This is a genomic window from Pseudonocardia parietis, from assembly GCF_017876315.1.
GTDB lineage: Bacteria > Actinomycetota > Actinomycetes > Mycobacteriales > Pseudonocardiaceae > Pseudonocardia > Pseudonocardia parietis.
The window spans coordinates 108,436-120,743 of sequence record NZ_JAGINU010000004.1; the positions used below are offsets into that span (position 1 = coordinate 108,436).

Sequence of the window (12,308 nt, forward strand, 5' to 3'; positions counted from 1 at the left end):
GGGCCCGCCTCTGCTGCCAGCGGATGCCCGTCGACGTGCCGGGTGCGGGACAGGATCGTCTCCCACCGCAGCTGTAAACGCCGTTTACCCCCCGCTGGTGGCTGCGATCGTCTTCGCGACTCGGCTGCGGCGTCGTGTCGAGAACAGGTCCCGGACCGTGCCTCCTCGGCGCCCGCATAGCCCTCGACTCCAGGCCCCTCTCCTGCGTGCGGCGCACCTGGTGTGCGCCACGAAAGCCTCGTCGACAGGTACGCCCGCGGCACACCCGATGTGTGCGGGACACTCCGCGGCCCCGCGGTCGGCTCGCGAGCCGGCGGTTCCGGCGGAGGCGAGCGAGGACTTGAGCTGGATACCGGCTGAGCAACGCCCGTCCGGGACCAGCGGCCTCCCCGGGCAGGCGGACCGTGCGGTGGTCTGTGCCGGACGGCGCGGCTCTGTCGGTGCTCGGGACCGTGCCGGCAGCACCGAGCGTGATGGTCACACTGATGCCTGGGCCGGGGAGGGGCGGTGACATGCGCGGGTCGGCGCCCGATCCGGCCTGGCGGGGCTCGGTCGGCGCGTAAACGGCGTTTACCCACGTTCCTCCGGATCCCGGGCGTGGTGTCAGAGCCCGAGCCGGCGGGTCGGGTTGTCGTTCCAGACGGTGCCTTCGTCGATGTACCCGCGCATCGCGGTGGCCGACCGCCAGCGGCTGTGGCGCATCAAAGCCACCTCCGGCGTGCCGGCGGCGTAGGCGGTGGTGGCGAACCCGCGCCGCAACAAGTGCCCCGCCCAGTGCCCACCGAGGCCGGCCGCGGCCGCGCGGTCGGCGACGATCCGGGCGATGGACCGCGCGGACAGCGACCTTCCGAGGTTGCCCCACCGGTCCACCCGCACGAACGCCCCTCCACCGCGGCCGGGGTAAACGCCGTTTACGCCCGGCCGCCGTCCCGCGGCGAGAGAGCGCGGGACGGTGCCGTAGGCGAGCCCGGCGGGTGTAGCCGGTGGCCTCCTGGCCGGTCTTGGAGGCGGCGGCGGCGCACCAGCGTTCGAAGGCGGCCATGTCCGTGCCATAGGCGCGCCACGTGCTCCGCCCGCGCGGCCCGCGCATAGTCCCCGATCTGATCGTCTAGCACCGCGGCTAGACGATCGGGTGGCTGCTCCACCCCCGTCAGCGGCCCCACGCCTGTCGACATCTCGGGCGGTAGCTCGCCCTCCGCGGATGCGTCGTCAAGATGCGTATCGATGTCGTCGCGAGACGAATCAGACGGCGTCGGCGGCTCCATCCCGGACCCACCCCCGACCATGGGGACCCTGTCATAAGGACGCCGCCATTATCAATGATCTCGGTGAGCGTAGCAGCCGGCAAGGGGGCGTTTCCGGACATCAGCGTGGCAATCAAACAAACGTTCGATCCGTCACGTGATCGTCCATGCCATCAAGAGCATTGTCCTGGGAAGTACGAGCATCGTCGTCAGGCCGTGGAGGGGGGACCGGGAGCGACGGGCTCGTCGGTGACCTGCTCCCGGCGCCCGGACGTGGCATCTGCGCGCCATTGGTCGATCAGGGACTGCTTGAAGCGGTGGTTGACCGGCACGGGGACATCCCGGGCCTCGGCCCACTGGCGGAGCTGATCCCGCTCCGCAGCCGTCAGGCCGGTGCTCGTTGAGGCTCGCTTGCGGGGCTTGCGCGGAGCCGATTCGGGGTACGGTAGCGATCCGGCGTCGGGGACCGAGGCCTCCATCCGCCCGGCCTCGATCAGGCGCCGGTACTCGCTGCCGGCGAGGTCGATCGCGATCCGCATCTGATCGATGTGGATCTCGTGCGATTCGACGTCGTTCTCGGTTCCGGTGATGTCACAGAATCGGATCTGACGGATGCCCATCGCTCAGCCCTTCTCGTCCTTGCTCGCGCGGGTGGCCGCCTTGCGCAGGGCGGTGAGGGTCTGACCCGACAGCGCCTTGGACGCGACCGAGTCACCGATCTGGCGTGGGGTCATGTGCCCGCGGCCGGACGGCGCCAGGTAGGTCTGGCCGTCGGCCCCGGTGCGGTACTCCAGATGGGAGGCGACCCGCCGGAACCGGGTACGGCGACCGGCACCGCGGAAGCCCTCCCACTTCTCGACCTTGACGGCGAGCTCGCAGCAGGTGCAGGTCAGCCTCCGTAGCAGCAACCCGTCGTCGTCCACACCGGTGAAGTGGATGCCGGCCTGCCGGATGGTCGGGAACAGGTGCCGCCCGCGCTCGCGACAAGCCAGTACCTCGTCCGAGACCCGGTCGACGTACAGATCGACATCCTCGTCGGAGGCCCGGTTCCAGCCGGAGTCGGTCTGCTGCTCGCCCTGAATTGATTGGGGCGTCGCACTCATGTTCTCGTCGGCCACCGGCAGCTTCTCCTTCTAACTAGGACACGTCGACAAGTCGCAGGGTAGCTGCGTTATCTGTACCCCGTGGGGCGCGCCATTCGTCGTATTCCCCACGTCGCCGACCGCACCACCGGGCTCCACCAAGGCCGAGCTCCTGACCGCGCGCTCGGCAGACGGCGAAGACGACACCACTGCGCATCCGCAGTGGCCGCCAGCAGCAGAGCCATCGGGCGAGCTTGCCTAACACCGGGCCCGTGAAGATCCGCGGGTTTCCGCTCGCCCGCACCTGCAGGCGGTGGCCGATGGGTCACCGTGCGGGCCGCGGGGACCGACCGGGATAGGAACGACCAGCCCGATGAAGTCCCGCCACGCCACCCGGCCCAGGCCCCGAGGCCCGGAACGTCAACCGACCGGTCGTGGCCGACCGCGTGGGCATGGGCGGGGTGTCGCCGAGCTGGATACGGCGATCCGAGGCGGGCGGGCGATCACCCGTCGGGCGTTCATGCGCGTGCGTGGTGGCGTGTCGATTCGCGATCGTGATCCGGTCGGTCCGATCGGGCCGGACCGGGCGTGCGGCGCGGTGTACTGGCACGCATGGACGACAGTGAACGACGCCGCCGACTGGTCGAGGCGGGGCATCCGGCGGTGACGGACCCGTGGAGCGTGCGGGCCGAGGGGCCGCGTGCTCTGATTCGTCCCGTGGAGATCGAACACACTCAGGTGGTCACGGCGCGCGCGGTGATGCGAGCGCGCATGGAGGACAAGTCGAAGAAGGCGCTGGATGCGCACATCGCTGAGCGGCACGCGGACGGTTGGCTCATGCAGCACTACAGCACGTCTGCTGCGTCCTATGGCGGGCCGCCGGAGGTGTACCACGACTTCATCTGGCGCCGTCCCTGACGATGCTGGTCGTCGTGCCCGCTGGCGCGGACGGGTGCTGACCGCGAAAGGTAGGCGGTGTCGCCGGGCCTACACACCGGAAGCGGCGGACGGGTCGGACGGGTGGGCGGAGCTGGGCGCGCCGGGGGCGATCCACCGCAGATCGTGGGCACGGACGTGGGGTATCGCGTGCACCGATGGGACTGAGATTCCCGCAGGTCAGGCCCCGGGATGGCGAACAGGTGGAGACCGTCAGGCCGGACCATGGGTCAGTGCAGACCTCGCGTCTCGACACGCGGACGCCGGCAGGCTTCACTTCCGCACCGTGGATTGAGACTTACGATAATCTGGACTTATCTGACCAGTCGCCGGGTGCCCGCCCGGCCTCCCGGTCGAGGAAAGGGGCTGCTGATGGGCGCGGACGCCGCCGCAGACGACGACGAGGACGCAGTCGTGGGGCCGGCCGCCCGCGTCGGCCGCGGCGAGGCGGCGGCCGAGTGCGGGGTCGCCGCGCAGCGAGCGGCCGCGCTCGCCGCGCTGGCCGCGCGGGCGGACACGCACGCGACCGCGGCGCGGGCGCCGCGCACCCGGCGCGCCTACGCCACCGACTGGGCACACTTCACCGGATGGTGCGCCACCGCCGGGCGGGACGCGCTCCCGGCCGGGGTGGACACGGTGCGGCTCTACCTGGCCGACCTGGAGGCCATCCGCGACCCGGACGGCTCGGCGATGTTCTCGCCCGCGACCATGGCGCGGCGCCTGGCCGCGATCGCCGCGGCCCACCGCGACGCCGGGCACCCGTCCCCGACCCGGGACCCGGCCGTGGGCGCGGTCCTGACCGGGATCAAGCGGACCCGCGCCCACACCACCCACCAGATGCGCCCGCTCCTCCTGGATGACGTCCGCACCCTGCTGTCGGGGATGGAGTACGGCACGTGGCCGGGCGGGCTCACCGCGGCCCGCGACGCGGTCGTGCTCCTGGCCGGGTTCGCCGGCGCACTGCGCCGCGGCGAGCTCGCCGCCCTCACCGTGGGGGACCTGACCTTCCACCCCGCCGACGGGCTGCACGTGCGGATCCGGTCGTCCAAGACCGACCAGGACGCCCGCGGCGCCACCATCGTCCTTCCCTATGGCCGATACGCCGGGACGTGTCCGCCGTGTGCGGTGCTGCGCTGGCTGCGGCTGCTCGAGGCTGCACCCCGGGGCCGGGCCACCCTGATGCGCGCCGTCCTGACCACCCCGGCATGGACCGATCAGGACCACCTCTACCCACACCCTGACGCCGACGACGCCCCGGAGACCGGCATGGATCGACCGGCGAGAAACGCCTCGGGCGCTCACGCGCCGGTGCCGACGCTGCCGGACGCCGCGCCACTGCTGCGCGCGATCCGCCGCGGCGCCACCCTGACCGACACCCCGATCACCGGCGACGCCCTGCACGCGATGATCCGCCGCCGCGCCCAGTCCGCCGGGCTGCCCGGCCCGGTCGGGTTCCACTCGCTGCGGGCCGGGTTCGTCACCACCGCCCGCCGCGCCGGCGCCGATCACCGCGCCGTACGCCGCCAAACCCGCCACACCAGCGACGCCACGGTCGAGACCTACGACCGCGACCACGCACCCCTCCTCGGGAACGCCGTCACCCGGCTCGGGCTATGAATCCCCACGCCACGCCCGGCTCCGGGGCGACAACTCCACAGCCAGCGGCGCTGCGAGACACGGTCGCGCCGGGCTATGCGGGGGAGTGGGCGCTGTTCTGCGACTACACCACCGCCACCGGCCAACCCACGCTGCCGACCACCGTGGACGCCCTGACCGGGTTCTTCACCGCGCTCCCGGCCCGCCCGGCGACGCTGGCCCGACGGGTACGGGCCATCGCCGCCGCCCACCGGCGCGCCGGCCACCTACTGTCCCGCCCGGACGACGGGCCCGCCGCACTCGCGCCCCCACCGACGCCACAGCAACGCTGGGCCGAGGCGAGCTCGCTGATCGCCGCCTGCCCTACCCGGGGCTGGCCCCACGGCCTGCACGGCCGCCGCGACGCCTTCCTCATCGTGGCGATCGTCGGCCTCGACTTGCCCCATCGCGCTGCCCGAGCCCTGCAACCGGACGCGGTCACCGTCGCCGACTCCTGCAGCGAGAACGCCGAAGACCAGATCTCGGTCGCCGGCCAGGACGTGCCCACCGATCCGGACCCGCGAGCGTGCCCGGCCTGCGCGGTGGTGCGCTGGCTCGACACACTGGGCATCCTCGACGGGCTGGGTCGCGGCTCGGCCCGCATGGACCTCACCGCCGCCCACACCCCCACCCACGACAGCAACCACCAACACCACCCTTCTGCCCCGCACCGCTGGCGCCACGCCGCAACCCTGCTCCCCGCCATCGACCAGCACGGCTGGCACGACGACTACCGCCCCATGACCACCCGCACCATCCGCACCATCCGCACCCGACTCGCCCGCGCGAGAGACCAAGCACGCCAGGCCACCAGTGCGAGCACCGCATCTGACGCCGTCTCCAGCAGTGACAGTGACTCGCCACAACCACCAGCCACCACGACGACAACGGCCCACGAGCCTAATGGGGGCCCGCCGTCGCCACCTGATCTTGGTTGGGAGGGTCGGCGTCCGTAGCCGCCGGTCCGGTGAGCACTTGTTGAGCCTGAGGCCCGTGAGGGATCTCTTCTCTGAGACCGTGCCCCGGCCGGTGGGCGGGAGGACAGAGACCGCTGATGGGATGGCGTGCCCGCCACGGCGTGGCGTGAGCACTGATCCATTAGGCCGCCGGCGTTCCTCTCGCGGCTACTCCCGTTGTCGATCGGTGAGGGTGAGGGACATCAACGTGCTGTTCGTGGGGGACGACTGGGCCGAGGACCACCACGACGTGGAGGTCCAGGACGGGTCCGGCAAGCGGCTGGCCGCGGCCCGGCTGCCGGAGGGCCTGGCCGGCGTCGCCCGGCTGCACGAGCTGATCGCCGCGCACCTGCCGGACACCGACCCCGAGCTCGGCACCGAGCCCGAGGACGAGGACGACGCGGCTGCTCGGGTGTGGGTGGGGATCGAGACCGAGCGTGGTCCGTGGGTGCAGGCGCTGGTCGCGGCGGGGTATCGGGTGTTCCCGATCAATCCGCGCCAGGTCGCCCGCTATCGGGAGCGGCACTCCAACGCCGGTGCCAAGAGCGACGCCGCGGACGCGCACTCGCTGGCGGACATGGTCCGCACCGACGGCCACCAGTTGCGTCCAATCGCCGGGGACTCTGAGCGGGCAGCCGGGATCAAGGTCTTGTCCCGGGCGCACCAGCGGCTGATCCGCGATCGCACCCGTCAGGTGCTGCGGCTGCGCCAGACGCTGCTGGAGTACTTCCCGGCCGCGCTGGACGCCTTCGACGATCTCACCCGGGCCGACACGGTCGAGCTGCTGGCCAAGGCACCCGACCCAGCCGCGGCGGCCCGGTTGACCCGCGCCCAGATCGGGGCGGCGATGCGCCGGGCCCGGCGGCGCGGGATCGAAGACAAGGCTGCCGCGGTAGCGGCCGCGCTGCGTCGGCCGTGCTTGACCCGCTCCGAGCCGGTCACCGCCGGGTTCGCCGCCGCGACCCGCTCGCTGACTGCCGTCATTGCGGCCCTGAGCAGTGAGATCACCACGCTGGAGCAGCAGCTGAGCGCTGAGTTCGAGCGGCACCCGGATGCGGCGATCTACCGTAGCCAGCCCGGTCTCGGACCAGTCGTGGCCGCGCGGGTGCTGGCCGAGTTCGGCGACGATCCCGGCCGCTACGCGAGCGCAAGTTCGCGCAAGAACTACGCGGCGACCAGCCCGATCACCCGCCAGTCCGGAAAGAAGACGTCGGTGCACGCCCGCTACGTGCACAACGAGCGACTCGTCGACGCTCTCGGACGGCAAGCCCAGGGTGCGTTGGTCGGCTCGCCCGGGGCGCGGGCCTACTACGACCTGCAGCGAGCTCGCGGGCTCGGACACCGGGCCGCGCTACGCCAGCTAGCGAATCGGCTGGTCGGGATCCTGCACGGCTGCCTCAAGAGCGGGTCGCTCTACGACGAGACCACCGCCTGGGGCCACCGACTCGAACCGGCACCACCCGCCGCCGCTGACGCGGCGTGAACCACAACCGCCAAGTCCACATCAGGCGGCTTGAGGTCGCGGCCGCCGGTCCGGCGCTGCTCGGCAGCCCGGATTGTGCGGGCTCGTCCCTCACACCTCAAAGGGCGCCTTCGGCGTCGCTGACGCGACAGCCCTTCGGGCTGTCCTGGACCTGTGAGCCTCCACGAGCCCTACGGGCAGGCCCTGACGGGCAGGCGCAGCCAGCCCGCCCGACGGGCCGGGCCGCCGACCAGCACCTACGAGCAATCAACCAACCGATCTTGACGACGGGACGGCCTGGGATGTCTCGGAGCTTGGACGAGGTGCTGACCGTCCTCGACGGGGTCGCCGACGACGCGGACGCACTCAACGCCCGGATCACAGCCCTCCTCGAGGGGCGAATCTGAACCCACAGGTGACCGCGGTCGCCAGTGGCAGGTCTGAGCTTGGCCCCCTGCGCCGGACACTGACGGAGTGGGGTCAGTGATCTTGGTCTGGCGGGATCTGGGCTGCTTCGTAGTCGACCGGGCTGAGCATTCCGATGCTGGAGTGACGCCTGATCGGATTGTACCAGCACTCTATCCACTCGAATATCGCGTTGGCAAGATCGGCGCGGGTTTTCCAGGCTCTTGAGTCGAGCAGTTCTAGCTGCAGCGTCCCCCAGAAGGACTCGACCATCGAGTTGATGCTCCTATAGTTGTCGAGCGGCGGCGAGAACTAGTTTCGGTTCTTTGTGTGGAGCCACCAGAATGCGATAGATCTCGCGGATCAGGTGGCGTTTGAGGCAGCGCAGGATCTCCTTCGTCGTGCGGCCCTCGCGGCTGCGGCGCTCGACGTAGGCGATCGTCGGCTGGTGGAAGCGCATGCGGCCGACGAGGATCCGGTGCAGAGCGGCGTTGGCCTGGCGATGCCCGCCTCGGTTGAGCCGATGGCGGGTGGTCTTGCCGGAGCTGGCGGGGATGGGGCAGGCGCCGCAGAGCTTCGCCAGGGCGGCCTCGCTGTGGATGCGTTCGGGGTTGTCGCCTACCACGATCAGCATTTCCGCTGCGGAGTCCGCAGCGATACCGAACTGGCCGGTCAGTTGCGGTGCAGCCCGGTCGACGAGGGTGTCGAGGACACGCTCGTGGCGGCGGGCTTCGAAGTCGAGGCTGCGATGCCGGTCCGCAAGCGCGCGCAGGGTGTAGCGGGCGGCATCGTCGGGGCCGTCCATGGACTCGTAGCGCAGCGCGCGGCAGGCATCGAGGAGCTCACGGTCGCCCAGGGGCTCGAGAGCCTCCCGCAGCTCGGCGGGTGCGTTCACCAGGACGGTCTTGAGTGTGACGATGGCCTGGGTGCGGGCTTTGGTCGCGGTGTCCTTCGCGATCTTGATCTGGCGGATCATCTCGACGGTGCCGTCACCGGTCCTGGGGGTGGCGGTCTCGGCGTCGATGGTGTCGTCTTTGCCGCGCAGGTGGCGCACGGTGCGGTCGCCGCGGTTGACCTCGACGACCTGGTCGCCGGCACGGCGCAGGAACGAGGCCAGCCCGGCGCCGTAGGAGCCCGTGCCTTCGATCCCGAACACCACCGCAGCGCCATCGTTCTCGACGGCGAGGCCGGTGACCCAGTCGCTCAGCTGCGCGTAGCCGGCGCGGTTGACGCTGATCGTGGTCGAGCCCCGCACACCGCCGAGCTGGTCGAGCGCGACCGCAACGTGGGTGTGCTTGTGGGTGTCGACTCCGACGATGATGCGCGGACGGCTCTGTTGCGGGATGCTCATGGGTGGCTGCGGTCCTTCCCGGGGCGTGGCCGATAGCGCGCCGGGCGGGCGGACAGGACTGTGATGGGACCTGCTGAGATCAGGCTCCTATGAGGTCACTGCCCGCTCGGTGCGCCACCGAGGGCGGTGTCGCCCGGGCGGCCGACAGATCAACGCCAGGGCACCGGAAGGGCCAGTCGTAGGCACGGGTCAGACCGACCGGGCGACGAACACCAGTCTCACAGTCGTAACAATCGCCGATCGAGCCCATGGAGCCGACGAGTCCGGCATCTATCAGCCGGCGTCCGAACGCCCAGGACGTGAATTGCGAGCCGTGGTCGGAGTGCAGGATCGCTGAGTACGGTTCGGGGCTGCGGCGAGTGATCGCCATGCCGAGCGCGTCGGTGACGAGTTCGGTGCGCATGTTGTCATCGATCGACCAGCCCACGACGCGCCGAGAATAGGCGTCGAGGACCGCGGCACAATATACTTTCCCTTCCTCGGTGGGATGTTCGGTGATGTCGGTACACCACAATTCGTTCGGGCCGTCGACCGTGAAGTCCCGGTCGACCAGGTCGGCGTAGGGCTCGGCGTGCGGGTCGCGGACTGTGCAGCCGCGGCGTCGCCGCCGGTAGAGGCCCTGGATTCCGGCCTCGCGCATCAGCCTGGCGACGCGCTTGTGGTTGACCACCTGCCCCAGTCCGAGCGTGAGCTCGGCGTGGACACGCGGCCACCCGTACGTTCCCCGGGATTCTTCGTGGATCGTGGTGATGTGTTTGAGCAGCAACTCGTTCTCCGCGGCTCGAACGGATTTATGCCCGGATCGCCATTCGTAGTAGCCCTGGCGGCGCACGCCAAGGACCCGGCAGGTCACCGCGACGTCAAATCCGTCGTCGGCGAGTTCACGGACCAGCGGGAAAACTACTTTGGGAGAACGTTCTCCCGTGCAAAATACGCGGCCGCGCGCTTGAGAATCTCGTTCTCCACCTCAAGCCGCCGCTTCTCCTTGCGGAGCTCGACCAGCTCGCGCTTCTCGGCGCTGTTCAGTCGCGATTCGGAGCCACCGGTGTCGTCGGCGTCGGCCTGGGCCATCCAGTTCCGCAAACACGACTCCGAAATCGACAGCTCTTTCGCGATCGCAGACACCGGCTTGTCGCCGGCACGAGCAAGGTCCACGGCGCGGCGCCGGAACTCCGGCGGGTGAGGTGCAGGCACGAACAACATCCTCCCTGGTGGACCGAGTCCACCTCAGGCGACGTGTCCGGCGTCAGGGGTCAAGCTCAGGTCCGGGTCTGGTGCTGGCGTCGTCGACGGAACGGGGCTGACATACGGCCGACGCCGGGACACCACGCGGCGTCGTCGACCTGCTCATCGCGCTGCTCGTGGTCGGTCGCCGGGGCGCCCTCGAACGCGACACCGTCGCTGTCCGGTCGAGGTGCGACCCGTAAGCCAGCGTGCACGGCGCCGCGCCGGGCCCGCCCGCGTCGCGTGGCAGTCTTGAACGGCCGCGACAGCCCTGAATAGGCCAACCGGGGAGGGGGCATCAGGTGGCGTCCGGGCGCGTACGTTTTGCCTCGATCCACTCGGCGAGGTGGTCGGCCCGCTCGCGTTCGCCGTTGCCGGGCCACTACGCGACCAGGCGCCGGCAATCGGTCGCGGCCTGATTAACACAACAGTGGTCGGGTTCCTGAGTTCCCCCGTGGTGGTCGGGCGAGCCGATACGCGCTGGAGCAGGGCGCGAGCTGCTACTGGGCGCCCGAGACCCAATTTGAAAGCTGATCATCTGCCATGACATGATCCGCACCTGAGTGAAGAACCTTCAGTGTGGATGAAGTCGGGGGTGGCGGGTTGGCGCTGGCGGCTGTGCGCGATCTGCGTGACTCACGAGCCTCGGCCGGCGAGGAGGAGCTCGCCGCGTACGAGACTGACGTGCTGGCCGGGTTCGTGCTGGCCCGCGCCTCGGCGGGCCTGGTGGACAGTACGATCCGCAACGACACGAACCACCTGGAGCTGATCCGCGCCTGGTTCGGCCGTCCGCTGTGGGAGATGGAACCCGCTGACGCTGACGCCTACTTCGGCTCGGCACTGCGCGACGCCGCGCCGTCCACGCGGACTGGGCGGGCGGCCGCGTTGTCGGTGTTGTTCGAGTACCTCGAGCTGCGGCATAAGGTGGAGCTGCACCGGCTGACCGGGCGCGTGGTCGAGTGCCCTCTGGATGAGATCAACCGGCCGCAGTCTTCGGTGGCGCCGCGGTTGCGGGTCCCGCCGACCGAGGTCGAGATCGAGCAGCTGTTCACCGGGTGGCGAGCCGAGCTGGCCACCTGCCGCAAAGTTCGGGCCGGCCGCGCGGAACTACGCGGTGGCCCGGTTGGCCAGCGACGTGGGCTTGCGGATCAACGAGGCCCGGATGCTCGACCTGGCCGACGTGCACTGGGAGCTGGGCCGGTTCGGCAAGCTCAACGTGCGCCACGGCAAGGGCTCTCGTCGGCGGGGTGCGAAGCCGCGGCTGGTGCCGCTGATCAACGGTGCAGACCGCAGCTTGGGCTGGTTCATCACCGACGTGTGGGGCCAGCTCGACGCCGACCACACCCGTCCCGGTGCGCCGCTGTTCCCCTCCGAGCGCAAGGGTCGCGACGGCTCCGGCCTGCGCACGACCGCGGAGGTGTTCCGGCGGTCGCTGGCCGATGCGGCCGTGGCGCACCTGCCAGGTTGGGCGGGCAAGCTGACCCCGCACGTGCTGCGCCACTACTGCGCCTCCCAGCTCTACCGCTCCGGGATGACGCTGTTCGCGATCCAGGAGCTGCTCGGGCATGCCTGGACCGGCACCACTGCCCGGTATGTGCACGTCGACGCCAGCCACGTCGAGGACGCCTGGGTCACCGGCCAGCAGCGCGCCGGTGAGCGCTGGAAGGGACTGGGCTGATGAAGTGGAACCTGCGCCTGGCCGCGGCCAACCGCGGGATCTGGAAGGCCAGCGAGCTGCAGCGCATGCTCGCCGAGCGCGGGCTGGTGATCAGCACCGGGAAGATGTCCGGGCTGTGGTCCGGGCGACCGAACACAATCAAACTCGACGAGCTCGACGTCATATGCGCGGTCCTCGGCTGTCGGGTCGAGGAGCTGCTGGTGCCCGAACCCGACCAGGTCCCTGCCCCCGCCTCGGACGACGAGCCGGCCGCGGTCACCGAGCGCTCCGGCCCGGCGCCGCGGCCGGGCCGGGGTCGGTCGCTGCCGCCGCGGTGAGCACGGTGAGCTGCGCTC

At 70.7% G+C, this 12,308-nt stretch carries 13 protein-coding genes; 6 read left to right on the forward strand and 7 right to left on the reverse strand.

Translation table 11 applies throughout. The features are described from left to right. Positions 1-603: 603 nt before the first annotated feature. The 3 genes from JOF36_RS36655 to JOF36_RS36665 form a co-directional block, all read right to left on the reverse strand. Entirely contained in the window at positions 604-876 is a 273-nt protein-coding gene (locus JOF36_RS36655; protein WP_210036835.1) for a site-specific integrase, read from the reverse strand. Between the two features lie 577 nt (positions 877-1,453). Continuing rightward, positions 1,454-1,864 carry an Lsr2 family protein gene (locus JOF36_RS36660; protein WP_210036836.1) on the reverse strand — a complete coding sequence of 137 codons (411 nt, stop codon included), beginning with the start codon at positions 1,862-1,864 and terminating at the stop codon, positions 1,454-1,456. A 3-nt stretch (positions 1,865-1,867) separates the two neighbouring features. Continuing rightward, positions 1,868-2,362 (reverse strand): hypothetical protein, encoded by a 495-nt coding sequence (locus tag JOF36_RS36665; protein ID WP_210036837.1) that lies wholly within the window; start codon positions 2,360-2,362, stop codon positions 1,868-1,870. A gap of 576 nt (positions 2,363-2,938) precedes the next feature. Between JOF36_RS36665 and JOF36_RS36670 the strand changes: the two genes are divergently transcribed. The 4 genes from JOF36_RS36670 (at position 2,939) to JOF36_RS36685 (ending at position 7,336) form a co-directional block, all read left to right on the forward strand. After that, the gene (locus JOF36_RS36670) at positions 2,939-3,244 is read left to right on the forward strand and encodes a hypothetical protein (RefSeq protein ID WP_210036838.1); all 306 of its coding nucleotides are present in this window, start codon (positions 2,939-2,941) and stop codon (positions 3,242-3,244) included. A gap of 390 nt (positions 3,245-3,634) precedes the next feature. Further along, positions 3,635-4,879, forward strand: coding sequence for a site-specific integrase (locus JOF36_RS36675; protein ID WP_210036839.1), 1,245 nt, complete (start codon positions 3,635-3,637; stop codon positions 4,877-4,879). Then, positions 4,876-5,853, forward strand: a complete 978-nt coding sequence (locus JOF36_RS36680) for a hypothetical protein (RefSeq protein ID WP_210036840.1) — start codon at positions 4,876-4,878, stop codon at positions 5,851-5,853. The genes JOF36_RS36675 and JOF36_RS36680 overlap by 4 nt, the downstream gene beginning before the upstream one ends. 208 nt (positions 5,854-6,061) lie before the next feature. Beyond that, a complete protein-coding gene (locus tag JOF36_RS36685) occupies positions 6,062-7,336 on the forward strand; it encodes an IS110 family RNA-guided transposase (protein WP_210035274.1) in 1,275 nt (424 codons plus the stop codon). A gap of 459 nt (positions 7,337-7,795) precedes the next feature. Here JOF36_RS36685 and JOF36_RS36690 read toward each other — a convergent pair whose 3' ends face one another. The 4 genes from JOF36_RS36690 to JOF36_RS36705 form a co-directional block, all read right to left on the reverse strand. Continuing rightward, positions 7,796-7,993: an IS3 family transposase gene (locus JOF36_RS36690; RefSeq protein WP_210036841.1), complete on the reverse strand. Its 198-nt coding sequence runs from the start codon at positions 7,991-7,993 to the stop codon at positions 7,796-7,798. A 13-nt stretch (positions 7,994-8,006) separates the two neighbouring features. Further along, positions 8,007-9,071: a transposase gene (locus JOF36_RS36695; protein ID WP_210036842.1), complete on the reverse strand. Its 1,065-nt coding sequence runs from the start codon at positions 9,069-9,071 to the stop codon at positions 8,007-8,009. Between the two features lie 79 nt (positions 9,072-9,150). Continuing rightward, positions 9,151-9,924 carry an IS3 family transposase gene (locus tag JOF36_RS36700; protein ID WP_307862807.1) on the reverse strand — a complete coding sequence of 258 codons (774 nt, stop codon included), beginning with the start codon at positions 9,922-9,924 and terminating at the stop codon, positions 9,151-9,153. A 47-nt stretch (positions 9,925-9,971) separates the two neighbouring features. After that, positions 9,972-10,265, reverse strand: a complete 294-nt coding sequence (locus JOF36_RS36705; protein WP_210036843.1) for a transposase — start codon at positions 10,263-10,265, stop codon at positions 9,972-9,974. A 1,153-nt stretch (positions 10,266-11,418) separates the two neighbouring features. Here JOF36_RS36705 and JOF36_RS39790 point away from each other — a divergent pair. Together JOF36_RS39790 and JOF36_RS36715 are read left to right on the forward strand one after the other, a co-directional pair. Further along, complete coding sequence (locus tag JOF36_RS39790) at positions 11,419-11,973, forward strand: tyrosine-type recombinase/integrase (protein WP_245353236.1); 555 nt, start codon at positions 11,419-11,421, stop codon at positions 11,971-11,973. Further along, positions 11,973-12,290, forward strand: coding sequence for a helix-turn-helix domain-containing protein (locus JOF36_RS36715; protein ID WP_210036844.1), 318 nt, complete (start codon positions 11,973-11,975; stop codon positions 12,288-12,290). The genes JOF36_RS39790 and JOF36_RS36715 overlap by 1 nt, the downstream gene beginning before the upstream one ends. Positions 12,291-12,308: the final 18 nt, after the last annotated feature.

Excerpts from the sequence above, each read along its gene's own strand:
- JOF36_RS36680 (WP_210036840.1), top strand. The coding sequence starts at position 4,876 with ATGAATCCCCACGCCACGCCCGGCTCCGGGGCGACAACTCCACAGCCA.
- JOF36_RS36675 (WP_210036839.1), top strand. The coding sequence starts at position 3,635 with ATGGGCGCGGACGCCGCCGCAGACGACGACGAGGACGCAGTCGTGGGG.
- JOF36_RS36660 (WP_210036836.1), bottom strand. The coding sequence starts at position 1,864 with ATGGGCATCCGTCAGATCCGATTCTGTGACATCACCGGAACCGAGAAC.
- JOF36_RS36715 (WP_210036844.1), top strand. The coding sequence starts at position 11,973 with ATGAAGTGGAACCTGCGCCTGGCCGCGGCCAACCGCGGGATCTGGAAG.
- JOF36_RS36670 (WP_210036838.1), top strand. The coding sequence starts at position 2,939 with ATGGACGACAGTGAACGACGCCGCCGACTGGTCGAGGCGGGGCATCCG.
- JOF36_RS36690 (WP_210036841.1), bottom strand. The coding sequence starts at position 7,993 with ATGGTCGAGTCCTTCTGGGGGACGCTGCAGCTAGAACTGCTCGACTCA.
- JOF36_RS36695 (WP_210036842.1), bottom strand. The coding sequence starts at position 9,071 with ATGAGCATCCCGCAACAGAGCCGTCCGCGCATCATCGTCGGAGTCGAC.